21 protein-coding genes are annotated in these 24,095 nt (G+C 70.5%); 8 read left to right on the top strand and 13 right to left on the bottom strand.

What is annotated here, in order from left to right; all coding sequences use genetic code 11:
• Window positions 1-80: 80 nt before the first annotated feature.
• Window positions 81-851 (top strand): XRE family transcriptional regulator, encoded by a 771-nt coding sequence (locus O7633_RS12210; protein WP_282327903.1) that lies wholly within the window; start codon window positions 81-83, stop codon window positions 849-851.
• On the opposite strand, the gene O7633_RS12215 is transcribed toward O7633_RS12210, so the two are convergent.
• The 4 genes from O7633_RS12215 to O7633_RS12230 all read right to left on the bottom strand — a co-directional run bounded on the left by O7633_RS12215 (window position 836) and on the right by O7633_RS12230 (window position 2,405).
• The gene (locus O7633_RS12215; protein ID WP_282327904.1) at window positions 836-1,561 is read right to left on the bottom strand and encodes a GntR family transcriptional regulator; all 726 of its coding nucleotides are present in this window, start codon (window positions 1,559-1,561) and stop codon (window positions 836-838) included. The genes O7633_RS12210 and O7633_RS12215 overlap by 16 nt on opposite strands.
• Window positions 1,562-1,637: 76 nt before the next feature.
• The gene (locus tag O7633_RS12220) at window positions 1,638-1,913 is read right to left on the bottom strand and encodes a hypothetical protein (protein ID WP_282327905.1); all 276 of its coding nucleotides are present in this window, start codon (window positions 1,911-1,913) and stop codon (window positions 1,638-1,640) included.
• Entirely contained in the window at window positions 1,910-2,152 is a 243-nt protein-coding gene (locus O7633_RS12225) for a hypothetical protein (protein WP_282327906.1), read from the bottom strand. Before O7633_RS12225 ends, O7633_RS12220 begins: the two co-directional genes overlap by 4 nt.
• Complete coding sequence (locus O7633_RS12230) at window positions 2,145-2,405, bottom strand: hypothetical protein (RefSeq protein ID WP_282327907.1); 261 nt, start codon at window positions 2,403-2,405, stop codon at window positions 2,145-2,147. Before O7633_RS12230 ends, O7633_RS12225 begins: the two co-directional genes overlap by 8 nt.
• 389 nt (window positions 2,406-2,794) lie before the next feature.
• Between O7633_RS12230 and O7633_RS12235 the strand changes: the two genes are divergently transcribed.
• Both O7633_RS12235 and O7633_RS12240 read left to right on the top strand, forming a co-directional pair.
• Entirely contained in the window at window positions 2,795-4,018 is a 1,224-nt protein-coding gene (locus tag O7633_RS12235) for a helix-turn-helix domain-containing protein (protein WP_282327908.1), read from the top strand.
• 24 nt (window positions 4,019-4,042) lie between these two features.
• On the top strand, window positions 4,043-4,513 hold the full coding sequence (locus O7633_RS12240) for an NUDIX hydrolase (protein WP_282327909.1): 471 nt from the start codon (window positions 4,043-4,045) through the stop codon (window positions 4,511-4,513).
• A 56-nt stretch (window positions 4,514-4,569) separates the two neighbouring features.
• Here O7633_RS12240 and O7633_RS12245 read toward each other — a convergent pair whose 3' ends face one another.
• Window positions 4,570-6,846, bottom strand: a complete 2,277-nt coding sequence (locus tag O7633_RS12245) for a hypothetical protein (protein WP_282327910.1) — start codon at window positions 6,844-6,846, stop codon at window positions 4,570-4,572.
• A 543-nt stretch (window positions 6,847-7,389) separates the two neighbouring features.
• On the opposite strand from O7633_RS12245, the gene O7633_RS12250 reads away from it, so the two are divergent.
• The gene (locus tag O7633_RS12250; RefSeq protein ID WP_282327911.1) at window positions 7,390-7,674 is read left to right on the top strand and encodes a hypothetical protein; all 285 of its coding nucleotides are present in this window, start codon (window positions 7,390-7,392) and stop codon (window positions 7,672-7,674) included.
• 340 nt (window positions 7,675-8,014) lie between these two features.
• Here the strand turns inward: O7633_RS12250 and O7633_RS12255 are convergent, their stop codons facing one another.
• Both O7633_RS12255 and O7633_RS12260 read right to left on the bottom strand, forming a co-directional pair.
• Window positions 8,015-8,644 carry a hypothetical protein gene (locus O7633_RS12255; RefSeq protein ID WP_282327912.1) on the bottom strand — a complete coding sequence of 210 codons (630 nt, stop codon included), beginning with the start codon at window positions 8,642-8,644 and terminating at the stop codon, window positions 8,015-8,017.
• 130 nt (window positions 8,645-8,774) lie between these two features.
• Window positions 8,775-11,291, bottom strand: a complete 2,517-nt coding sequence (locus tag O7633_RS12260) for a CHAT domain-containing protein (RefSeq protein ID WP_282327913.1) — start codon at window positions 11,289-11,291, stop codon at window positions 8,775-8,777.
• Window positions 11,292-11,340: 49 nt separating this feature from the next.
• Here O7633_RS12260 and O7633_RS12265 point away from each other — a divergent pair, with 49 nt between their 5' ends.
• Window positions 11,341-12,981, top strand: coding sequence for a glycosyltransferase family 4 protein (locus tag O7633_RS12265; RefSeq protein WP_282327915.1), 1,641 nt, complete (start codon window positions 11,341-11,343; stop codon window positions 12,979-12,981).
• A gap of 44 nt (window positions 12,982-13,025) precedes the next feature.
• Here the strand turns inward: O7633_RS12265 and O7633_RS12270 are convergent, their stop codons facing one another.
• From O7633_RS12270 to O7633_RS12290, 5 genes are all read right to left on the bottom strand, one after another.
• Window positions 13,026-13,847 (bottom strand): helix-turn-helix transcriptional regulator, encoded by an 822-nt coding sequence (locus O7633_RS12270; protein ID WP_282327916.1) that lies wholly within the window; start codon window positions 13,845-13,847, stop codon window positions 13,026-13,028.
• Window positions 13,848-13,950: 103 nt separating this feature from the next.
• The gene (locus O7633_RS12275; RefSeq protein WP_282327917.1) at window positions 13,951-14,592 is read right to left on the bottom strand and encodes a hypothetical protein; all 642 of its coding nucleotides are present in this window, start codon (window positions 14,590-14,592) and stop codon (window positions 13,951-13,953) included.
• Between the two features lie 46 nt (window positions 14,593-14,638).
• A complete protein-coding gene (locus O7633_RS12280) occupies window positions 14,639-16,078 on the bottom strand; it encodes an RICIN domain-containing protein (RefSeq protein ID WP_282327918.1) in 1,440 nt (479 codons plus the stop codon).
• 272 nt (window positions 16,079-16,350) lie between these two features.
• Window positions 16,351-17,100, bottom strand: a complete 750-nt coding sequence (locus O7633_RS12285; RefSeq protein WP_278128826.1) for a cellulose binding domain-containing protein — start codon at window positions 17,098-17,100, stop codon at window positions 16,351-16,353.
• A gap of 246 nt (window positions 17,101-17,346) precedes the next feature.
• Window positions 17,347-17,817 carry a MarR family winged helix-turn-helix transcriptional regulator gene (locus tag O7633_RS12290; protein WP_282327919.1) on the bottom strand — a complete coding sequence of 157 codons (471 nt, stop codon included), beginning with the start codon at window positions 17,815-17,817 and terminating at the stop codon, window positions 17,347-17,349.
• A 110-nt stretch (window positions 17,818-17,927) separates the two neighbouring features.
• On the opposite strand from O7633_RS12290, the gene O7633_RS12295 reads away from it, so the two are divergent.
• The 3 genes from O7633_RS12295 to O7633_RS12305 all read left to right on the top strand — a co-directional run bounded on the left by O7633_RS12295 (window position 17,928) and on the right by O7633_RS12305 (window position 22,118).
• Window positions 17,928-18,491, top strand: coding sequence for a YceI family protein (locus tag O7633_RS12295; protein ID WP_074477631.1), 564 nt, complete (start codon window positions 17,928-17,930; stop codon window positions 18,489-18,491).
• Between the two features lie 43 nt (window positions 18,492-18,534).
• Window positions 18,535-19,299: a pirin-like bicupin family protein gene (locus O7633_RS12300; RefSeq protein WP_282327920.1), complete on the top strand. Its 765-nt coding sequence runs from the start codon at window positions 18,535-18,537 to the stop codon at window positions 19,297-19,299.
• An 89-nt stretch (window positions 19,300-19,388) separates the two neighbouring features.
• Entirely contained in the window at window positions 19,389-22,118 is a 2,730-nt protein-coding gene (locus O7633_RS12305; protein WP_282327921.1) for an Hsp70 family protein, read from the top strand.
• A 94-nt stretch (window positions 22,119-22,212) separates the two neighbouring features.
• On the opposite strand, the gene O7633_RS12310 is transcribed toward O7633_RS12305, so the two are convergent.
• Window positions 22,213-24,093, bottom strand: a complete 1,881-nt coding sequence (locus O7633_RS12310; RefSeq protein WP_282327922.1) for a propionyl-CoA synthetase — start codon at window positions 24,091-24,093, stop codon at window positions 22,213-22,215.
• Window positions 24,094-24,095: the final 2 nt, after the last annotated feature.

Below are 24,095 nucleotides of genomic sequence, written 5' to 3' on the forward strand. Positions count from 1 at the left end.
TGAGCCGTTCGCACAATGTGGAGAGCTGTCGAGCCGGCATCGACGTGGCCGCAGGGAGGGATGCGCTCTAGCCTGGCGGGGTGACCAGCGAGGCGGACTCTTCCACGCCGATGGCGCGGCTGTTGGAGCGCCGGGAGCTGAGCCCGCTCGACTTGTCCCAACGAGCCGGTGTCGGCGCGCACGAGGTCCGAGCGTTCCTCGACGGCGCAACGCCGAACCCTCTGCTGCTTCGGCAGTTGGCGTCGACAGTCGACCTGCACGCCGCAGACCTGTTCGTGATCGCCGGCCTTCCGGTACCAGACGATTTGGCTCCGCTGGACGCGGCAGCCGGCAGACTCGCCGCCACCCTCGCTGGACACGCGATTCAGCTACCGGCGTCGCGTCGGCACCAGCTTTGCCAGGCGGTCCGCTCAATGCCCCAGAAGACGCGGACCCAGCCGGTCCCGCCCCTGCCGCTGCGCGAGCAGTACCCACCAGGGCCAGGCGGAATGATCCTCCGCATGCTCCGTAATCGGAACCTGGACTGGATCGGCTCGGCCAAGTGCCTGGCCCAACTGACGCCCCACTACCTGGCCGCATCCACGCTCGGGATGATCGGCCACGGACGCAAGGAAGTGTCACCCGATCTGCTGGTCAGCTTCGCGGCCTTGCTGGCGGTACGCGCCGAGGACTTGGCCGCTCTGACCAACATCGTCATGCCGCGCGAGGCACCCTCGATCAATCCGGCGGCCTCGGATGCCGCCCAATTGATCTGGGACATCCGCCGGCTGACCGCCAGCCAGACCCAACAGATCCTCGACGAGGCGGAATCCATGCTGGCCGCGCAGGAGACCCCTCAGCGCAGCGCGTAGGTGTCTTCGATCTCGTGGCGGCTGCCGGGCATCACCAGCACCGACGTCATGATCGGATCGCCAGATGCCTGGTGGACGGTGATGACGACGCTCATCACCGACTCATCGGCCGGCACCTCCAGGGCTTCGGCCTCGACCCCGCTCACCCGGCGGGCGGTCATGCGCTCGGTGGCGTAGTCGGCGCGTAGGCCCTTGTGGCGGGCGATGAGGTCGAGCAGGCCACCCGGGATTGGATCCGCCTTGGTGATCTCGGTACCGACCGCGATGTCCACCGGCACGAACGTGGCCACCAGGTCCACCGGCCCCGCCCCGGACACCGTCCGACGCCGCCGCTCGTATACCGGCGTGCCCTCCGGGATCTTCAACTCCGCAGCGATACGCGGCGAGGCCAGCACCGGACCGACGTGCAGCATCTCCGTCTCCCCCGTCTCGTCCAGTTCCACCGCGTCACGGGCGTAGTCCGGCGAGGTACGACCGGAGACGGGCCGGCCACGTACGAAGCTGCCCTTGCCCTGTTGGGACTCGATCCAGCCGTCCTGCTTGAGGATGCCCAATGCCTTGAGCACCGTCGGGCGGGACACCCGGAACTCCGTACAGAGCTGGTTCTCCGACGGCAGTGCCGCACCGGGCGCGTAGTCGCCATCCTCGATGCGCTTCCGCAACGTGTTCAACACGCGCAGGTACTTCGGCGTCGGAATCTCGTACGCCATCGCGGGCCACCCCACCTATGAACGCTGCATGAATCTCAGCAGCATATGAGTTGTTTGCTTGACAGGACAAGTCACGTCAGCCGTTCGGTGTCACCCGCTCCACCGCAGCAGCCAGCCACCCCGACCACGACGACACCACCGCCACCCGCTCAGGTTGGGTCGCGCCGGGCCAGCGGCGAGGCAGGCAGCCGTACCGGCCGAACACCCGCAACGCATCCCGACGCACCCCGCACGGACCATCCTCGCCACAGCCGGCGCAACGCCCGTCCCCGCTCGACGATGTGTGCCGGTCAAGCTGCGCCTGCGCCGCCTGAAGCTGATCACGCGCCGCACCCGACAGGTAGACGCTCACCGAGCCAGCCCCTCTGGCGGAAGCTTGCTGGCGCGTACCAGGATCTGCGTCTGCGGACCCCGACGGCCCGACGGCGACAGCTTGACCCCTTCCACCCAGATCCACTCGTCGTGAGGCGGGCGGTTGACCACCAGCCGGACCCCGGTCACCCACAACCGCACCGGCCCGTCCGACGGGAGCAAGCGATCGTCCGCATCGATGTCCAGGACCGCGCCGAGCTGTACCCGGATGTCAAACACCACGTCTCCTCACCGCCGGGCCCGCGTTGGTGCGGGGCGGCGTGCTGTCGAGTTTGCGTCGTTGGATGTGGAGGCCGGCGGTCTGCGCGAAGACCTCGCGCTTTGCCAGCGCGTTGCGGGTGGCCGGATCGATGACGTAGCCGGTGAGCCACACCCAGCCGTAGTACGTGGGCCGCTCGTCCACCGACGTGACCCGCAGCCACAGCGCCCGGTCGCCGCCGAACTGCACCGACGCCCGACCGTCGATCAGCACCAGGTCACCCGGTATCGGCACACCCGGTCGACTCGGCGCAGGAGCAGGCGTGCGAGGCGCCGGGGCGGGCGGGCCATTCACGGGCCGTCGTTCGGGTCGCGGCCCCACGCCAGCACCCACCCCGGGCCAGCCTCAGCACGCCGCCGAACGACCGGAACCCGCACAGTCCAGGCAGGACCGCCGGGCCAGGGAACGAGTACGCTCCGCCCCCTGCCCCATCCCCCGGATGGCGGTGCGGGCAACGGTGTACTTCCAGCCCGCACCCGAGCAGGATTGGCAGTTGGTCGATACGTTCAGCCCCGTCATGAAGACAGGTTGTGGCACGAACCGCCCAACGACCCGGAAAATCCTTCCGGGGTCGCAGCCGACCGAGGGGAGATGGTGAACCGGTGCGCGGGAGAACCCACAACCTGACCATCGGCGAACGAGTCGCCTGGTACCGCTACCGACGCGGACTGTCCCAGGAAGTCCTAGCCGGACTCATCGGCCGTACCGCCGACTGGTTGGGCAAGATCGAGAACAACCGGATCGAACTGGACCGACTCTCCGTCATCAAGTCCCTCGCCGAAGTCCTGGACGTGACGCTCGGCGACCTGCTCGGCGAACCCTCCCTGCTCGACTGGACCAGCGACAGCGGCACCGCCACCGTCCCCGCCCTACGCACCGCCCTGATGAACTACCGAGCCCTCAGCCCGTTCGGCGGCGGCACGGGTGCGGAACCACCGAGCATCGCCGCGCTGAAGAACGAGGTAAGCGCACTCTGGGACGCCTACCAGGACTCCCGATTCGGGTACGTCACCGGCCGCCTACCCGATCTACTCGGCCGCGCCCAAGCTGCCGCCGACCACCACGACGGCGACGACCAGGACCACGCCCGCCGACTCCTCGGCCTGGTATACCAGCTCGCCGCGACCCAGCTCACCAAGCTCGGAGAGAGCGACCTCGCCTGGATCGCCGCCGACCGCGGCTTGGCCGCCGTCCGCCCGACCGGCGACCCGCTCATCACCGGCAGTCTGTTCCGCTCCGTCGCCCACGCCCTGCACGCCACCGGCCGCTACACCGAAGCCGTACGCCTCACCGAAGACGCCGCCGGCTACCTTGAGCCCCACCTCAAGCACGCCACCCCAGCGCTGCTGTCCGTCTACGGCACCTTGTTCCTGTCCGGCTCGATGGCCGCCGCCCGCGCCAACGACGCCGGCACCACCCGCACCTTCCTCGCCGCAGCCGACCAGGCCGCCGGTCAACTCGGAGCCGACGCCAACCACCTCTGGACCGCGTTCGGGCCGACCAACGTGGCCATCCACCGCGTCGCCACCGCCGCCGAGCTGGGAGACCTGCAAGTCGCCATCGACCTCGGCCCCCGCGTCGACACGGCCGGCCTACCGATGGAACGTCGGGTACGGCACGCCCTCGAAGTCGCCCGCGCCTACAGCTCCTGGAACCGCATCGACGACGCCCAAGCCGCCCTCCTGGACGCCGAGCAGATGGCACCCGAACAGGTCCGCCACCACTTCCTCAGCCGACAACTCGCCCTCACCTGGATCCGCCGCCAGCGCGGCAAGCCGTCCGCTGAACTGGTCGGCCTGGCCCAGCGGCTCAAGGTGCTCGACTGAACCCAGCCCATCTAGGCTGCCCTGGTGACGGCCAACCAGACGCCACCCATGGCAACCCCACGCGTAGCCGCCGGTGCCCTCTTCTTCGACGACGAAGGCCGCGTGCTCCTCGTTCGCCCCAGCTACAAGAACCACTGGGACATCCCCGGCGGCTACGTCGAACCCGGCGAGTCACCCCGCGCAGCCTGCATGCGCGAGATCCAGGAAGAACTGGGACTTGCATTAAGGGTCGGTCGAATGTTAGTTGTTGACTGGGCTCCAGCAGAGACCGAAGGCGACAAAGTTCTCTTCATCTTCGATGCCGGCACTTTAACCCCCAATCAAGAGAAGATGATTCGGTTCAATGATGGGGAACTGTCGGAATGGCGCTATGTATCCCCAGGCAATCTAAAAGAATACGCGCCCGCTAGGCTTGTGCGCCGAGTCCATACAGCAATCACGGCATGGAAACATCGGTCCGCCGCCTATGCGGAGCATGGCATCGATGCCACCTAGCCCATAATGCAACTGTCAGATGGTCATCACAAACCGCCTAAATCTCGAACTAGCCCCTACCGTGCTTTAGCCTGAGAAATAAGGCGCTCCTTTATCTCGGCAGTCAATTTCGCCTCACCGCCAAGTGCCGAAGGCCCAAGCAGAATTCGCGCCTCATCCATCGTGTCACGAATCTTGCGGTTCACAACATGAGCCGGGAGACCTGCAAGTTCACGCCGCAACGTCTGGGCCAGATTAAGGAGGTCACCCGGCACTGCATCAAGAAGCGACATGTTCATCATCAGAGGAAGCGTCTCCTCCGTCCTTCTTGAGATACGAGCGCGGACCGGCCCGACGGCCAGGTAGTGAACCATAAAGTCCGGACTAATCGCAGGGGAGGCCGGAGGGCGGCCACTATACCTTCCCTTAAGTGAATCCTCAATCCGAAAGGCGGTTCGATCGAACGTTAGCCACCAGCTGCGGTAGCCAAAAGCCCCACGCCGTTCACCTCGCTGCTGACGCCGCATTGCGACACCAAGATAGTTGGTGACGTCATGCGAAACAAGCTTCTGTAGGGTAGTCGGATCTGTTGGCGGTTGCCCAAGCCGAAGCCGTTTACGCTCCCGAGCTTCACGAGACTCATGCCAGATCTCGGCGGTCGCAGCACGCAGTTCCGGGTCAGCCGTGTCCGCCTCAATCGTCAAATCCGTAAGTAAAACTGAGTGCATATCTTCAAGATAGTCAGCGACATCATCCTCGATGCGGCGTTGGCCAGCAAAGTTTTCCAGCCACCCTGAGAATTCGTTGAGGTCGCGACCAGCAGCAGCGTATAGATTGAGCAAGAATGGGGGTTCACCCTCTGCCGATCCTTGGGCTACCGCTCTTGCATAGCTGCGCGACCGAGTGATATGTGTTACCACTTCCTCCAATACGCCGTCGGTAATGTGTAGACGCAGACCTGACTCGACCGCCGCTTTTAGAAGATTCGTGTGCGAACGAGCCTGCTCCTCTACCAACGTCTCTGCGAGGATCGGTAGAACGACGGAGGTATCGAGCCACAGGTCTCCATCAGAGAAGATTTTAACCACAGCAGACTGAACATCAGGAGTCTCACGCATGAAGGCGAAAAGCGTATAAGTATCAGCAAGGCTGCGTAGGTAACGACGGATTTCATCCGTTGCATTCAGCAGAGCTGACTGAACGACGGCAATCAGAGCATTCGGGTCGAGCCCCGCAGGCACGCGCGAAATGGCGATCTCATGATATACGATCGCCTCAACGTCCGAGAAGGTAACGAACTTCTCGGTTCGTTCGCTGATGACAGCAGAAGCAAACACCTCCCCTCTATTTAGTAACGTTTTCTCGATCGCCCTCCGAGCAAAGTCAACCGCCCCATCCAAATCCTTAGGAGGTTCAACCCCCATTTCCTTTGACGTTACAATCATTGTTTGCCGCAGTTCGGCACTCAATGCCTCGTCCAATATCGACATTTCAGCCAGACGGTCAGCGAGTCTCACCCGCTCGTCCCAGGTAAGACAGAACTCATCCACCTTCTTCCAATGGCGGATAAACACTTTTGAAAGCCGTCGAAGCGCGCCGTCAACCTGAATGTCCAGCACCGACCGGGGATGCGCTGGCAGAAGGCTGGCGACATGTTCTCTAATCTCTTGTCGAGTCAGCCGAGATTCAGATGTCGTATCCCGCAGGACAGATCTAACGAGGGCATCGAAGCACAGCTTCGTCAAGCCCTTATCTCTTATATCATCCGCCCACTGAAGCTTAAGGTAAACGAACGCTGCTTTGGTTTCCAGGTCGGTCAGCGCTTGAGCCTGGCGCCCCATGCCCTGTGGGCCGACAAGCTTTGGATCGGCTATCTTTTCGCAGAATTCTTCCGCTTCGGCAACAGTCTGGGCATTAACATTCCGCTGAGTTAGAAACCACTCGCTATCCCGTATGTCCAGGTAAACCTTATTGACCGTTCGCATCTCTTTCTTGAGAGCATTGGCGGCTGCGCCAATTTCTTGGTTAGTTGCATAGATCAAGACAGAAGTATCCGGCTGGGTCTCACGCAGCCGCACAACAGTCTCTTTTATCTTACGCTCCCAGTCCTTCCTTACGGAATACTGGATAACCGTCTGAGGGTCGTCAGTTGCCTGAAAGAGGGCCGCGTCCATACCATCATCCCCACCCGGAGCGGCTAGCGGCCTAACGCTTGGAAACTCTGCAGCAAGGAAAGCGTTAGCCAAGATCTCAAACATGCGCCACTGCCGCCCATCAAGGTTGATCAGGGCGTACTTGAACCGGTCGTATGAAATCAAGCGAGTACCCCTCCGCCAGCCAAGGAAGGATGCCATTATTCCTCCCTCGCTGCCGCTACGGTAACCCGCAGAGCCAAATGCTCCCATTTGGTTTAGAACCATACAACTTCTCTAATCTCCAATTCTCTGTCAAGTTATACCGTATGCCAGCGAGCCTAGTTTATGGCCGCGCTCTTGGTCGAAACATCCCAGACCTGGCTGACGCGACTCGCGGCCCAACCCGCCAGCGGCTCCCACAGACGCAACCGGCGGCTTTCCACCCGGCCTCCCACCACGCGATGCCCGCAAACACCACGCGATGAAGAAGCCAACTCATGATCATGTCAAGCATCTGGTGGGACGCGACTGTCAAGCATGTCCCGTGACGGGACACCAGCGTTCGGCTGTCAGTTGCCGAATTGCTCTCATCAGGATCAAGGCGGCCCGCTTGCGGATCACAGCGGCCCGGCCCGGCCTGCTGGCGGCCTCCGGCCGGCATCGACCGGCCGGGCCGGCTGTGATCCGCCTGGGTGACTCACTGCGGCATCTGCCATCATCCGGTGGTGGAGATCTTGGTCCCACGGCACTGAGCTGTACGAGGTGAACTCGTACTACAGCCTGCCCGACGACGCCTGGCAGTACGAGCTGACCAGCAGGTCGGAGGCAGGCGAACATCTCGCCGTCGTCATCTCTGACGCAACTCCGGGCGACGGCCCGTTCACGCCACGGCCAACACATCGCGTGCTGGTGCAGGTCGGCGACAGGCAGATTCCCTGGTCGATCTTTCGACGTTTCATCGATTCGATCGAGTCGTCCGGTGACCTCGTTGAAGCCGACAAGGACGAGCCGCACACCACCGGCCGAGACGATCGCGGGATTGGCTGAGCGACGGTCAACTTGGGGCGATCGGCTGCCGCGCCGCTTCGCGGCTTGCCACCGGGTACCGGGGTCCAGGCGCGCGGAAAGCCGGCGACACGGCAAGCCGCCCCCGGCCCGAGAGGCCGGGGGCGGTAAGCCGCACGCCGCCGGACGGCTGCGCGCTCACCGCGCAGCCGTGCCAGCCACGTGCCAGTAGTCGGTGTCCCGGACGGTTCCCAGCGGTCATGATCGGGCACGACGACCCGGCGGCTGACCAGGCGATCCGGGCAGATCATGACAGCCGAGAACGATCTTCCAAACTGACGGTGCGGGTTCGATTCCCGTCGCCCGCTCCACACCCTCCGGGTCACAGGGTTGTTCCGCGCCCCGACCCGTCCCGGGGAACCACAGCTGCCGCCGCTTCGACAGCCGGCTCACCCACGGCCCCGGCCAGGCGACCATCCGCCGACCCGAGGCACCCGTGACAGTTCTCCCGCTCGGACCAGCTCCGTCGTTCCAGGTCGACGGGCTCCAACCGGGCCTGGTCAAGATCCGCACGCGCCGCCATCCTGAGCTGCCAGATCGCCTCGGCGTACCCGTGGTAGGTCTGGTGGTACTCCCGGGAGGAGAGGGCCGCGCCGGACCGGACGGCGTTGCGTACGGCGATCAGCCTCTGGTAGGCGAGCTCTCCGGCCTTGACGAGTTCCACCGTGCCGGCCACGAGTAGCCGTTCCCGGGCGGCGAAGACGTCTGCCTCGTGGACGACGCGGTTGGCCCGCCGGATGCGGCGGGATGGGTCGTCGTCGTCCTGGGCGACCTCCCGTAGCCCGCTGTGGGCCGAGTCGAGCGCGACAGCGAAGTCGAGACAGTAGCCGAGGCGCTCTGCCTCCCGGTTGCGCCGACGCTCCTGGCGGCTGTGCTGCGCCTCCACGGTCACCGCGCTGGCGAGGGCGATGACAGCTCCACAGATCGCACCGACGACGGAGATCCATTCCACGTCTTCAGTTTCCACCGACGGTGACGAACCTGCTACGCGTTCCTGTCTCCAGTCCCGTCCACAGCAAGGAGACGACAGGAGGAAACAGGGGACGGGAAACCGCCACGCCCGGCCGAGGGATGCGCACGGGTCACGACCCGGTGCCGACGACGCAGAGACCGGCCCAGTCGAACGGACCGAGATCGGGATTCTCCTCGCGGATCTCCCGCTGCGCGGCGCGCAGCGCCGCCACCACCGGCGTCCCCCGCCCGACCTGCTGGACGAAGCGTGCGCCGACGTGCGCCGACGCGACGCCGCCGATCCAGCCGGTACCGGCCACCACGGTGTCGGCACCGCCGATCAGCGCGCCGACGGCCAGGCTCAGCGGGTCGTGCCCGTACCGGCTCGACGCCGTGCCGCTCCAGCAGCCGTTCAGCACCACCAGTCGGGGCAGCCGGCGCAGGGCGAGGGCGTCCATCGTGACGCTGTCGGGGCCGAACAGCGCCGTGGCGCCGGGCTGGTCGCCGTGGCCCGACAGGTAGAGCAGGGCGGGGCGGAGCCCGTCGTCGATTGCCGGCAGCGCGGCGAGCTCCCGGTGGCCGCCCGGCCAGGCGTCCAGGGCGGACCGCTCCACCCGGTGGCTCGGCAGGCCGGGGTCGAGCAGGCTCGCTGCCGGGTCGGTCGCCAGCACGGGAGGTCCGCCGGTCGTCGCGGACCGGGCCAGGAGGAGTTCCATGGTGCGCAGGCTCGGTGCGAGGACGACCTCGGCCACGTCGCAGAGGAACGTTCGGTCGCGCGTCAGGGCCGCGTGCGGCAGGTGCCACAGCCGCGGATCCGGAACGATCATCACCGACCGGGGACGTTCCGGGGAGCCTGCCCAGACGGCCGCATCGGGCAGGAGGAACGCGCCGAGTTCGTCCCAGATGTCGCGGGCCACGCCTCGCCCCGGTGGGACCCCGGTGGTCATGCTGTCGAGCTGCGCGGCCAGACGGGCGGAGGCGGTACGTAGCGTCGCCCGCCACGCGCCGTGGCGGGGCCGGGTCAGCACCGACGACCACCAGCCGTCCGACCTCGGCCCGAGGGTGATGACCACCACGACGTCGGCCATCGCGTCGAGGGCGGCCGGGGTGGGCAGGTGGCCGGGCAGTGGCGGCAGCGGTACCGGGCCGGGCGGTCGCCCCGAGCGAATCGACGCGACGGCGAGCCGGGCCACCGCGAAGACCTCGTCGACCGCCGCACGGTCGGTGGGCGGCGCGGCGATCGGGGAACGCGCGACGGCCTCCGCCGACCCGGCCGTCAGCAGGTGGTTCAACAGGTCGGCGCGTCCGGTCTCGGCGATCCGCGCGGTGGCCTCCGGCTCGCCGAGTTCGGTGTGTGTCAGCAGCGCAGCCGCGTACACCTCCTCCCGCGCGGCGTGCGTCGACCACCGCTCGTCCGGGTCGGGCAGCGAGTCGCGTTGCAGGTCGGCGGCGAGGAGAGCGGCCCGACCGGCGGCGTGCCGCAGCGCCGGCGGCAGTAGCTGCGTGGGTGGAGCCCGGTGCAGGTCGTACAGCGCGAGCATGGTCCGGTTGAGGTCCCGCCGTTGCGGTCGGGCGGCCAGGCCCAGGACGGCCGCCAGGTGTCCGGCGATGGTCGCCGGGTCGCCGTGGGAGGTGATGAGGTTGCGGGCCATGTGCCGGTGCCAACGCAGCGCCTCCAGCGTCTCGGCCCCCTCGTAGTAGGGCTGCGCCTCGCGCAGGGTGGCCGCGACGGCGGCCGGGTCGCCGAGGCTCTGCAGGACCTCGGCCCGTTCCAGCAGGATCTGACCGAGCCGGTAGGTGTCACCGTGGGCGCGGAACCGGGTTGCCAGGTCGTCGGTGAGCCGCAGCGCCTCGCCGAGCCGGCGCAGTTCACGCAGCGCCGCCACCTCGCGCAGCCGGGCGGTGAGGAGGTTTTCCTCGCTCACGCCGGCGAACGCCGCAGCGGCTCGCCGGTATGCGTCCAGCGCTGCTTCGGGTCGCCCGAGCGCGATCTCCAACCCCCCTTCCCGGTGCGCGATCAGTCCTCGGGTGAACGGGTCGAGGTCGCGGGTATCGGCGAACTCGCGAACCTCGTGCAGGACGTTCCGCGCGACCTCCAGCTCGCCCCGATGCCGGTGCAGCGTCGCCTTCTGCATCAGGACCCGGACGTGCTGCCGGGGGATGCGGGGCTCGTCGGCGTGCCGGCGGCACACCGCGATGCCCTCGTCGCAGTAGGACAGCCCCATGTCGTACCGGCTCGCCACCTCCCGCAGCGCCGCCATCTCCCGCCAGGCGTACGCGTGGAGCCACGCCGTGCCGGCGGGCAACGACTCCCGCAACAGGACGTGGTTCCACAGCTCCGCTGCGGTGAATGCCCCGCTGAGTCGGTGCCACTGGGCGGCGAACGCGATCGCCTCGTGGCAGCGCGAGCGGTCGTCCGCGCGTAGGGCCGTCCGGCTCTCCGCGAGCAGCAGGCGGATCGCCAGCCCTGGACGCCGTTGCCGCCAGGCCGCCGTCGCCTGTTCCTGGTACAGCTCGGCCAGTTGCCGCCACTGCCCTGCTGCGTGCAGTCGTCCGGCGGCGGGCTGGTGGTCGTGGTCGGCTGGCAGCGCGACCGCGGGATCGACAAGGCGGTCGAGAAGCGCCGATCGTTGTGCGGAGTCGAGCATCGCGCCACCGTCCATTCGAGGTCGACTGTGGAATGAGACCATGGGGGCCGTGACACACTCAGTTTCCGGGCGGGCGGTCGTCAAGTTCGTCGAGGAGATCGACGCGGCCGCCCGCGGGGATCTCACCACCCGGCTGGCGGAGGCCGGGCTCGCGCCACGGGTAGGCTTCGACCTGGGCGAGCTCGGTCTCGTTCCGGAACGGCTGCTGCCGGCCGCGGTGATCACCCTCTTCGACGACCTGGCCGCGGTGGGCGCCCACCAACTCGCCCGGGTCACGCAGACGGCGCGGGACTGGCTGGCGGCTGCCGCCGCGCCGGGTTTCGTCGAGGTGGAGATCGACGTCACCGGTCAGACGGTACGGGTCTGGGCCAGCGATCCGGACCGGGCGACCGAGACCGTGGGGAAGTTCCTGTCCGGCGGCCTCGCCGCCGGGCCGCTGACCTGGCACGGCGACCGGTGGGACGTCGCGCCGACGCCGGCGACCGGCCGGCTCGCCGGCCCACCGCCCCGGGTGCTGGCCCTGGATACCGACTGGTTCTCCGCGAAGGGCGGTCTGAGCACGTTCAACCGGTCGCTCTGCGCGGCGCTCGCCCGAGCAGGCGCGGACGTCGTCTGCGTCGTCCTCGAACCGTCCCCGGAGGAGGTCGCACACGCCCGCGAGGTCGGGGTCACCCTGGTGGCGGCGCCCGCGGCGACCACCGGCGGGCTGCGGGACGCGCTGGCCCGGCGTCCGCGGCTGGCCGGCGGCTGGGCACCGGACCTGGTGATCGGACACGGCCGGATCACCGGCGGGCACGCCCGGGTCCAGGTCGAGGACCACTTCCCGGCGGCGGCCAGGGCACACATCGTGCACACCTGGTCGGATCACATCGAATGGCAACGCGGTGACCGGCCGGACAGCGGCGCCATCGCCGAGCGACGCTGGAAGGAGGACATCGAGCTGGCCCGCACCGCGACCCGTGCGTTCGGCGTGGGTCCCCTGCTGCACGATCTCCTCAGCCGCGACCTTTCCGGCTACCCCGACGCCCCCGCTCCGGGGCGGATCGATCCGGGCTTCGATCTCGACGACGAGACCCCCCGCGTCCCGCCGCTGTGGCAGCAACGTCAGGTGATGCTGTCGGGCCGGCTTGACGACTGGTCGGTGAAGGGGCTGGATCTGGCGGCACGGGCGGTGGGAGCGGCCGTGGAGCTGCTCAGTCTCGGCGGCACCGAGCCGGAACTGGTGCTGCGGGGCGTGCCGCCGAACGAGCATGGTCGGGTGCGGGAGTTGGTCCTGCAGTGGGCGGGCCGACGCAGCCTGCAGGTCACCCCCCGGGCCTACTCCACCAGTGCGGACGATCTCCGGGCCGACCTGCGCCGGGCGTGCCTCGCGCTCATGCCCTCCCGCGCCGAGGCATTCGGTCTCGTCGGACGCGAGGCCATCGTCGCCGGCACCCCGTTGCTGGTCAGTGCGAGGAGCGGGCTGGGCAGGCTGCTCCACGAAACGCTGACACCGCAGGACGCGGCGTTGACGGTGCTGCCGGTCGAGGACGACGAGTCGACCGACACCCGCCGCTGGGCCTTCGAGACGGCTCGCATCCTGCGGGACCCGGCAGGTGCCTTCGCCCTCGCCGAGCGGATCCGGCGGACCATGGCGGCGCGGGTCACCAGCGCGAAGGCCGCGGCCTCCGTCCTGGGTACGCTCGCCTGACCGCCACCGCCGGCCGAGCGAGCCGTCGAGAGCATCGAGCCCGGTCACGCGGAGGGTCGGTAGCGCTCGCCACAGTCGCGGCACCGTTCACGATCGGACCAGTCCGCCCGGCCGAGCTCTTCCGGGGTCAACGGCGACTGTCCCAGGTCGGCCCGCAAGGCCATCCGGAAGGCCCAGAGCCCCTCGGCGAAGGGGTGGTAGACCCGGTGGTAGTCGACACCGTCGAGGCGCGCGCCGGCCCGGATCGCGTCGCGGATCGCGATGAGCCGCAGGAACGCGACTTCGGCCGCGGCCACCAGGGGTGCCGCACCCAGCACCAGCAGGCGTTCGCGGATCGCGTACACCCGGGCGTTGTGGAGCGTCTCGTTGGCCGCGTCGTGGCGTGCCGACGGTGGCAGGTCGGCGCGGGCCACCGCGCGCAGGGCGTTGTGGGCCTCGTCGAGCGCGAGCATGAACGCCACGGCGGTCGCCGAGGGGATCGGCAGCTCGCCCCGGGTCAGCGGTGCGTCGGGCCGGTGGTCGGTGGTGGGCTCGTCGGGGCGGGGCTGCCGCTGCCATCCCGTCGACGTGTCCCACGTCCGGTCAGCGGATGCGGCCCCCCGGGACGGCCGCGCATCGCGCGCCTGCGCCAGTCTGGCCAGCACACCGCCTGTCCCCAGCGCCTCGTCGCAGCGCTGCGCCAGCTGGACATTGCCCGGCGCTCGACCCGTCTCCACCTTGCTCAGATAGCCCCGGCTGTAGTTGACCTTCCGGGCCAGCCCGGACAGGGACAGCCCGGCGTGCTCCCGGAACCGGCGGAGGCACTCCCCCAGCCGCTCCGGACGGCTGGTCAGTGACTCGCATCCGTCGTCACGCACCGCGGTCATCGCGCAGCGTCGCCTTCGCAGGACACGTCGTAACTGTATCAATGTGAGCCTCTGTTCGACGGTGGTCCAGCGACTGGCGGGAGCCGCCGGACCACCGCCAGGGTCAGCAAGCGGGGGTCGATACCTGGTTCGCGATCAGCGACGAGTGGACGTAGCCGCTCGTCGGGCTGTTGACCCGGAACCAGCGGTTGGACGCGTAGTTGGAGTTCGGCGGGTAGACCCACTGGGAATCGACCCAGCAGACCATCGTGACGCCCGTACCGTTGCCGTAGTAGCCGTTGGACGAGCAACCGGTGTTGGCGCAGCTGCGGATGTTGGCGCCGCCGGAGTTGGAGCTGATGTACGGTCCCGCCGCCGCCGCGGGCATGCTCGTCACCGCCACGAGGGCGCCGGCGGCACCGACGATCGCGGCGACCCGTGCGAGACGGCGGCGAACCGCCAGGTTGCTCTTCGACATCCTGGATTCTCCTCGGTGTTCCAGGGCTGGCAGGGAGGCCAGCTCGCTGCCATCAGAATCGATCGATCGGCGCCCGTTCCGGAACGGGTTTCCTGTCGCATCAGGCCAGGAGGAGACGGTGCAACACGCCGGGATCCAGCCCCGGCGGCATGACCCGTGCACGGCCAGTACGCGGCTGCCACCCGCGAGCAGCGCGCGCAGCAGGTCGGGGGACAGCACCGAGGACTCGACGACGAGGCTCACCCCGGAGGCGGCGAGCAGCCGGGCCGGCCGTTCCCGCACTGGCATCCGCCGATGCTGACAGACCAGGGCGTTCCCGGCCACCGGGTCGTCGTCAGGACGCGGTACGCGACCACTGCTGGTTGGTGCCGCCGTTGCAGGCGTACTGCTGGATGTCGGCGCTGTCGCCGGTGCCGGCGTTGACCACGTCGAGGCACTTGCCGCTGTGCCGGGCCCGGAGTTGGAAGTAGTCGCCGGTCGCGACCCACTGCCACTGCTGGTTGGCGCCGCTGCCGCAGGTGTACTGGATGATGTTGGCCCCGTCGGCGGTGGAGGCGTTGGCGACGTCGAGGCACTTGCCGCTGTTGACGTTGACGACGCGGACGTAGCCGCCGCCGGCGTCCTGGAACTCCCACTTCTGGTTGCCGCCGCCGTTCCAGGTGTACTGCCTGATCTCGGCGTTGTTGGCCGTGGAGTAGCCCACCACGTCCATCACCTTGCCGCTGTGCCGGGCGGTGACGCGGTAGTAGGCGGGCGAGTTGCCGGTGACCGTCCCGGTGGCCGTGTCGATGGTGACGGACGGGTACCAGGTCAGGCTCATGCTGGTGCTGGACGGGAAGGCGATCGGCAGCCAGACGTACTGCGAGTCGCCGACGGGGCCGCCCCACGCTCCCGCCCAGCGGTCGCCCAGGTACAGGTAGCTGGTGGTGGAGGTGCCCTGGATGGGCAGCACGTAGGCCGGCTGGGAGCTGAAGGTGTTGCTGTTGCCCACGTCGGTCCAGCCGCTCCACGGCCCGGAGATGCTCGGCGCGGTGGCGTACTTCGCCTGGTTCGGGCTCCAGCCCGTCGCTCCGGAGGTCAGCAGGAAGTACGTGCCGCCCCGCTTGAACATGGCGGGCGCCTCGCGGGTCGCGCCGGCCCAGAAGTTGCCCACCAGGCTGGCGACGTTGAGGTAGTCCGAGGTGAGCCGGTATATGTGCAGGTCGCGGTTCTCGTTGGCGGCCGAGATCATGTACGCGGTGCCGTTGTCGTTGTAGAGCGTGATGTCCCGGGACATGTGCTGGCCGAGCGGCCGGAAGCTGCCGTGGTAGGTGTAGTTGCCGTCCACGGTCGCCGACGAGGCCACGGCGGCCCGCGCCTCGTTGTAGTCGGACCCGTTCTCCTTGTGCATCCACATCACGTACCGGCCGGTGCCGGCGTTGTAGATGACCTTCGGTCGCTCGATGTTGGCGCGCTGCAACTCGCCGGCCGACGACTGGGTCAGCACGTTGTTGCGGAACTCCCAGGTGCGCAGGTCGGTGGAGCGGTAGACGGAGACCGCCCGGAAGGTGTTGTCGGGGTTGCGGTTCTCGCCGAACCAGTAGTAATAGTCGCCGACCTTGAGGACACCGCCGCCGTGGGCGTGCACCACCGCGCCGCTGGTGTCGGTGAACTGCGTGCCGTTGGTGACGGTCACCGGTGCCGCCTGGGCACCCGTGCCCGGCCCGAGCGTCGTCGCCAGAGTCACGATGAGCGCCACCCCGAGAGACAGGAGGCGCCGTCCGTTGCTTCTCATCCGATCGTCCCTTCTGGGCCGGGACGACCATTAACCCATCGATGGTCACCCATGCGCAACAGCCTGGTAACCGGACTGTGGGACGCGGGTCGCCGGACGGACCGCCCGGCGGCCGGGGCGGCGCGGGCGAGGTCGTGCCCGATCCGGGAAAGAGTGGGCTCCCGCTCGGGACGATGCCACTGTTTCCCGGATCGAGCACGACCCCCGCCCCCGGCCCCCGCCCCCGGCGACCTCGCGCCCCGGCGAGGCCGGCGCAGCCGACCGGCCGGCGACTACCGGCTACAGGTCAGTGCGGGGACGCCGGCCGCTCCGCTGGACCACACCATCATCCCGAACGTCGTCCAGCCACCGGGCGCCAGCGTCCCGTTGTACGACGCGTTGCCGACGACGACGTCGCTGCCGGTGGTCTCCACCACGCCGTTCCAGGCCGCCGAGATGCGCTCGTCGCCGGGCCACCGCCAGGACACCCGCCAGCCCTGGACCGGCGCGCTGCCGGTGGCGCGCACGGTGACCGTGGCGACGAAGCCGCCGGTCCACCGGTTGTCGACGGTGGCGGTCGCGGTGCACACCGACTGGTCGGTGGTGCGGGCCGGCCCGCCGATGACGTACGGGTCCCTCTTGCCGTCGGGCTCGCTGAACCGGAACCAGTAGTCGGTGTTCGGGGTCAGCCCGCCGACGGTCACCGTCCCGTTGCGCTCGGGCCCGGTGAGGGCCTGGGCGGCGGGGTTGCGCCACTGCTCCGCGTCGGAGCGGCTGGTGAAGAGGTGCACCTGCATCGGCGGGTCGTAGCCGCAGGGCGGGGTGAGCAGCATCCCGTAGGTGATGGTCAGGCTCGTCGCGGTGGTCGCCGTCACCTGGCCCCAGATCGGCAGCGCCGGCGGGCACGCCACGGTCGGGGTGGGGATCGGCGGCGCCGGGGTCTGCATCGCGGCGGGGGGCGCGGCGGCGGCACCGGCCGCGCCGGCCCAGGTGGCCAGGGTCAGGGTCGCGGCGGCGAGCACCACGCCGGGCATCCGGAACATCCGTACCTCCTTGGATCGCGGGGACGCGCCGACCGGCAGGCGGGCAGCGGTCGGCAGCGGTCGCCGGGAGGGCGGCCCGGCGCCGGATGGCCCTGCCACCCCGCGCACCTTCCCAGGCTGGTTCGGGGCTTCGCGCCGGCTCCCGGGCGCGCGACCCAGCGACAGCCTTCCATTCGATGAATGTCGATGCAATAAGCCGTTCCGGTCGGCCACGGACAGCCGTCAGGGCAGCCTCCGGCGCGGCCGTCAGGGCAGCCGGGGCCCGGCGTCGAGGCCGTCGACGACGCGGGTGGCGATCCGCTCCAGGGCGCGTACCTCGTCGGGGTCCAGCCGGTCGAAGACGAGCCGCCGGACGGTGTCGACGTGGGCGGGCGCGGCGGCCTCGATGGCCGCGCGGCCGGCGGCGGTGAGCACCACGAACGCGCCCCGGGCGTCCTGGGGGCACTCCTCGCGGTCGACCAACCCTCGCCGCTGCATGCGGCCCAGGTGATGCGACAGGCGGCTCTGCTCCCACTGGAGGTCGCGTTGCAGCGCGAACGGGCGCAGCCGCCCGTCGGGGGCCTCGGCGAGCTGGGCCAGCACGCCGTAGTCGGCGAGGGAGAGGCCGGCGTCGGCCTGCAACTGCCGCCCCAGCCGCGCGGCCACCTCGGCCTGCATGCGCAGGTACGCCCGCCAGGCGCGCTGCTGGTCGTCGTCGAGCCATCGGGTGCCGGCCATGGGCCCAGCGTACCAGTGATGCATGACACGTCATGGATGGAATGAATGACACGTCATGCAGGTTGAGGGGAACGTACATGACACATCATGAGACTCCGGAGGAGATCGAGATGAGCACCGCCACCCGCACCGACCTGGCCCAGCTGACCGGCACCTACACCATCGACCCGAGCCACACCCGCATCGGCTTCGTCGCCCGGCACGCGATGGTGACCAAGGTGCGCGGCGCGTTCAACGAGTTCGAGGGCTCCGTCGCCTTCGACGCGGCCGACCCCGCCCGCACCGACGTGCGGGTGACCATCCAGGCCACGAGCATCGACACCCGCAACGCCCAGCGCGACGCGCACCTGCGCAGCAACGACTTCCTGGCGATGGAGACCTACCCGGAGATCACCTTCGTCTCCACGGCGTTCCGGCAGACCGGCGAGGACACCTTCGACCTCACCGGCGACCTGACCGTCAAGGGCGTCACCAACTCCGTGACGATCCCCTTCACCTACGAGGGCGCGGCCAGCGACCCGTTCGGCAACCTGCGCCTCGGCTTCGAGGGCGCGGTGACGATCAACCGCAAGGACTACGGCGTGACCTGGAACGCGGCGCTGGAGACCGGCGGCGTCCTCGTCAGCGAGAAGATCACCCTGGAGTTCGAGGTCTCCGCGATCAAGAACGCCTGACCCCGCTCCCCCTCCCCACCAGCGGCCTTCGAGAGGAGCTCCCATGAGCGCCACGCCGACCCCCCGGGTGGACGTCCGCCGGGCCGACGACCGGTACCGGACCGACATCGCCTGGCTCGACTCCAAGCACTCGTTCTCGTTCGGCAACCACTGGTCGGCCGACAACACCCACCACGGGCTGCTGCTGGTGAACAACGACGACGTGGTCCGGGCGGGCACCGGCTTCGAGACGCACCCGCACCGGGACATGGAGATCGTCACCTGGGTCCTTGCGGGCTCGCTGGTGCACCAGGACTCCACCGGCCACTCCGGGGTGATCTACCCCGGGCTGGCGCAGCGGATGAGCGCCGGCACCGGCATCCTGCACTCGGAGAAGAACGACTCGTGGCGGCTCGGCGGCGAGCGGCACACCGAGCCGGTGCACTTCGTGCAGATGTGGGTGGTGCCCGACGAGCCCGGCGTCACCCCCGGCTACGAGCAGCTGGAGATCGACGACGAGCTGCTCACCGGTGGACTCGTCCCGGTCGCGTCGGGGATGGATCGGCACGCCGACGCCGCGGCCATCCGGATCCGCAACCGGTACGCCGCCCTGTACGCGGCCCGGCTCCAGCCCGGCCAGAGCGTGCAGCTTCCCGAGGCGCCGTACCTGCACCTGTTCGTGCCCCGGGGCGCGGTGACCCTCGAAGGGTCCGGCGCGCTCGGCACCGCCGACGCGGTCCGCTTCACCGCCACCGGCGGGCAGCGGGTCACCGCCACCGCGCCGGCCGAGATCCTGGTCTGGGAGATGCACGCCACCGTCGCCGGCTGAGCCCGTCCGGCGGTGGCGAGGGACCGCTGTCCGGCCCTGCGTACGATGCGGGGCCGGACAGCGGCTCGTCCCGGCGGAGGTGACGGCAGATGGCAGGCCAGCACGAGGGGTTCGCCCTCGGCGTCGACCTCGGCACGTCCAACACCGTGGCCGTGCTGCGCTGGCCGGACGGGCGGACCCGGCCGCTGCTGGTCGACGGGCAGCCGGTCGTCCCCTCCGGGGTGTACGCCGACGCCGACGGCCGGCTGCACGTCGGCCGGGACGCCCGGCGGCTGGCTCAGGCCGACCCGGGGCGCTACGAGCCGAACCCGAAGCGCCGCATCGACGCCCCGACCGTGCCGCTGGGCGACCGCGGGTACGCCCCCGCCGACCTGCTCGCCGCGGTCCTGCACGCGGTGGGGCAGGCGGCCGTCGCCGCGGTCGGCTTCCTGCCCCCGGCGGTGCTCACCTGCCCGGCGTCCTGGGACGACGCCCGCCGCCAGGTCCTCGCCGACGCGTTGCTGCGGGCCGGCTGGCCGCAGGCCGCCGAGCACACCCTGTCCGGCCCCACCCCGCCCGGCACCCGGCTGCTGCGCGAGCCCGTCGCCGCCGCCCGCTACTACGCCCAGGTGCTGCGCCGGCCGGTGCCCGTCGGCGGCTCGATCGCCGTGTTCGACCTCGGCGGCGGCACCCTCGACGTGGCGGTGCTGCGCAACGAGGGCGCCGACCCGTGGGGCGACTCGGGCTTCACCGTGACCGCCACCGGGGGCGTGCCCGACCTGGGCGGGCTGGACCTGGACGCGGCCCTGGTGGCCCGGCTGGGCGAGCGGGTGTCCGCGACCGACCCGCAGGTGTGGCAGCGGCTCACCGCGCCGGCCGACGCGCCGCAGTGGCGCGACCGGCACCAGTTGTGGGAGGGCGTCCGCGAGGCGCGGGAGATGCTGTCCCGGGCCACGGTCGCGCCGGTGGTCGTGCCGGGCCTGCCGGCGGTGGTCGAGCTGACCCGCGAGGACGTCGAAGGCGTCGCCGCCCCGCTGCTGGCCCGCGCGGTCGCCGAGACCCGGCGGGTGATCGCCGCCGCCGGCCTCACCCCCGACCGGCTCGCCGGCCTGTTCCTGGTGGGCGGCCCGACCCGGATGCCGCTGGTGGCCCGCATGCTGCACGCCGAGCTGGGCGTCGCGCCGACCGTGCTGGAGCAGCCGGAACTGCCGGTGGCCGAGGGGGCGCTGACGGACCTGCCGGCCCCCCGCTTGGCCCCCGCTCCGCCGGGCGCCCCCGCACCGCCACCGGCCGCCTCCGTTCCACCGCCGACCGTGCCCGCCCCCGCTCCGCCGCCAGGCACCCCCACTCCGCAGCCGACCGTGCCCGCCGGCGCGCCGGTCACCGTGTGGGGCCCGCCCGGCACGCCACCGCCCGGGCCCGGGTCGCCGACCGCGCCCGGGTCACCCGCCGCCCCCGGGTCGCCGTCGGCCGCCCGGCGGCGGCGCGCGCTGTGGATCACGGCGGCGGCGGTGCTCGCCCTCGCCGGGGTGGGCGTCGGCGCCGCGCTGTGGTTCACCCGGGACCGCTATCCGGGGCTGGAGTTCCAGAACCTGGCCGAGGTCGAGCGCGTCCCGGCCGGCGAGGACCGGCCGACCGAGACCCTCACCGCGCTGCTCGGCGACGCCGGCTACGCGGCGTACCCGCTGCCGGACGACCGGCTGGAGATCGTGGCGGTCGACGCGGGGACCGGCCGGACCCGGTGGCGCAAGCAGACCACGCAGGCGGCGCAGCGGTGGGAGGCGCTCGTCGCCGTGCCCGGGGCGGTGGCGGCCCTCTCCGACCCGCTCGGCGTCGACGCGCCCCGCGAGCTGGTGGTGCGCGACGCCGCCTCCGGCGAGCAGCGGTGGAGCCGCAGCATCGGCGACGACGACCGGGTGATCTTCGGGCGGGACGTGGCGGTGCTGGTCGACAGCGCCGGGAACCGGCTCGTCGGGCTGCGGATGCGCGACGGGAACCAGGTCTGGGCCGAGGACAACCCGCGCGACTCGTCGGGCAACGCCCGCAGCGCCGTGCTGCCCGTCGAGACCGCCGAGGCGGCCGGCGGGCCGGCGTACGCCGACGGGACGCCCCGCGACCCGTGGCGGGGCCGGGCCGACCGGCTCGTGCAGGTCGGCGCGGACCGCTCGGCCCGGCTGATCGACCTGGCCGAGGGCACGGTGCTGCGCAGCTGGCCCGCCGTCGCCGACCTCGACGACCAGATGGTCGCGCGGGACGACCGGTTGTACGTGGTCGACGACGCCGGGGTCGGCGGGTACCGGCTGCTCGGGTACGACCTGACCCGGGTGGCCGAGCCGACGGTGCTGCACAGCGCCGCCGACGACGGGCGTCGGGTGGCGGCGCTGGTGGCCTGCGGCAAGCACCGGGCGTGCCTGTTGGAGGCCCCGGCCGGCGACGCGGACCGCGCCGAGGTGGTCGCCGTCGCGGAGGGCGAGAGGGCGAAGCGCTGGGCGACGCCGGGGGCCCGGGAGCTGGTGCCGGTGGGCGCGCACCTGATCGTGCGGCGGCAGTTCCCCGAGGCGACGTCCACGCTGTTCGACCCGGCGGGCCGCGCGGTGCTGCGCGACCGGGGCGGGGTGGCCGTGCGGCTGGACGCGGGCAACGTGCTGATCTTCGCCGACCCGCTCAGCGGCGGCGAGGCCGACCGCAGCCTCGCCGGGCTGGCCGTCGACGGCACCGGCCCCGTCGAACTGGGCCTGGCCGAGGACGTGCGCAGCGAGTCCTGCTCGTGGAACACCAGCGTGCTGCTGTGCGGCGCGGCGAAGGACTTCGTGCTGTACCGCTTCGCCCCGACGCCCTGACGGCGGCAGCGGTGGATCGCCGCCCGGCCCCGCCCGCCGGTGCGGAGCGGGCGGAGCCGGGCGGCCGTCGGTCGGCCGTCAGTCGGGTCGGCCGTCAGTCGGCGCTGGCCAGGTCCCGGAAGACGGTGAGCGTGGCCGGGTCGTCGATGGTGGCCGGGACCGGCTCGTCGCGCCCCTCCACCAGCCCACGCATGGTGCGGCGCAGGATCTTGCCGGAGCGGGTCTTCGGCAGCGCCGGCACGACGGTCACCCGGCGGAACGCGGCGACCGGGCCGATCCGCTGCCGCACCAGGGCCACCAGCTCGGCGGCGAGGGCCTCCGGGTCGACGTCGACGCCGGCCTTCAGCACGACGTACCCGCTGGGCACCTGGCCCTTCAGGGCGTCGGCGACGCCGATCACGGCGCACTCGGCGACCGCCGGGTGCCCGGCCAGCACCTCCTCCATCGCCCCGGTGGAGAGCCGGTGCCCGGCCACGTTGATCACGTCGTCGGTGCGGCCCATCACGTACAGGTAGCCGTCGGCGTCGAACCGGCCGCCGTCGCCGGTCAGGTAGTAGCCGTCGAAGGTGCTCAGGTAGGACCGGACGTACCGCTCGTCGTCGCCCCAGAGGGTCGGCAGGCAGCCCGGCGGCAGCGGCAGCCTGAGCACGATCGAGCCGTCGACGCCCGCCGGCACCTGTTCACCCCGCGAGTCGACCACCCGCACGTCGTAGCCGGGGACCGGCACCGAGGGCGAGCCGGCCTTGATCGGCAGCGGTTCGAGCCCGCGCGGGTTCGCCGCCACCGGCCAGCCCGTCTCCGTCTGCCACCAGTTGTCCACCACCGGCACGCCCAGCCGCGCCCCGGCCCAGGCGAACGTGTCCGGGTCGAGCCGCTCGCCGGCCAGGAACAGCGTCCGCAGGCTGGTCAGGTCGTAGCGGCCGATGCGGGTGCCGTCCGGGTCCTGGCGGCGGATCGCCCGGATCGCCGTCGGCGCGGTGAACAGGGCGGCCACCCGGTGCTGCGAGACGACCCGCCAGAACGCCCCCGCGTCGGGCGTGCCGACGGGCTTGCCCTCGTAGAGCACCGTGGTCGCCCCGGTGAGCAGCGGGCCGTACACGATGTAGGAGTGGCCGACCACCCAGCCGACGTCGGAGGCGGCCCAGAAGACGTCGTCCGGCCCGATGTCGAAGACGTTGGCCATCGACCAGCGCAGCGCCACCGCGTGCCCGCCGTTGTCGCGCACGACGCCCTTGGGCCGGCCCGTCGTGCCGGAGGTGTAGAGCACGTAGAGCGGGTCGGTGGCGGCGACGGGGACGCAGTCGGCGGGCTCCGCGCCGTCGAGGGCGTCGTCCCAGGTGACGTCGCGGCCGGGGGTCAGCGGCGCGGGATGCTGCGGGCGCTGCACGATCACGCACCGCTGCGGGGCGTGCTCCGCCTCGGCGAGGGCCGCGTCGAGGATCGGGTGGTAGGGCACGATCCGGTCCACCTCGATGCCGCACGAGGTGGCCACGACCACCTTCGGCCGGGCGTCGTCGATACGGACGGCCAGCTCGTGCGCGGCGAAGCCGCCGAACACCACCGAGTGCACCGCGCCGATCCGGGCGCAGGCCAGCATCGCGACCACCGCCTCCGGGACCATCGCCAGGTAGAGCAGCACCCGGTCGCCCCGGCCGACCCCGAGCCGACGCAGCGCCCCGGCGAACCGCGCGGTCGCGTCGCGCAGCTCGGCGTACGTGTAGGTGCGGGTGACGCCGGTGACCGGGCTGTCGTGGATCAGCGCCGGCTGGTCGCCCCGCCCCGCCGCCACGTGCCGGTCGAGGGCGTTGTGGCAGGTGTTCAGCTCGCCGTCGGGAAACCAGCGGTACAACGGGGCCCGGGTGTCGTCGAGGATCCGCTGCGGGGGCCGGTGCCAGTCGATCTCCGCCGCCGCGTCCCGCCAGAATCCGGTCGGGTCGGCGATGCTCCGCTCGTACGCTGCTCGATACGCGCCCATCC

It is taken from the genome of Micromonospora sp. WMMD712, assembly GCF_029581295.1.
In the GTDB taxonomy this organism is placed as follows: Bacteria; Actinomycetota; Actinomycetes; order Mycobacteriales; family Micromonosporaceae; genus Micromonospora; species Micromonospora carbonacea.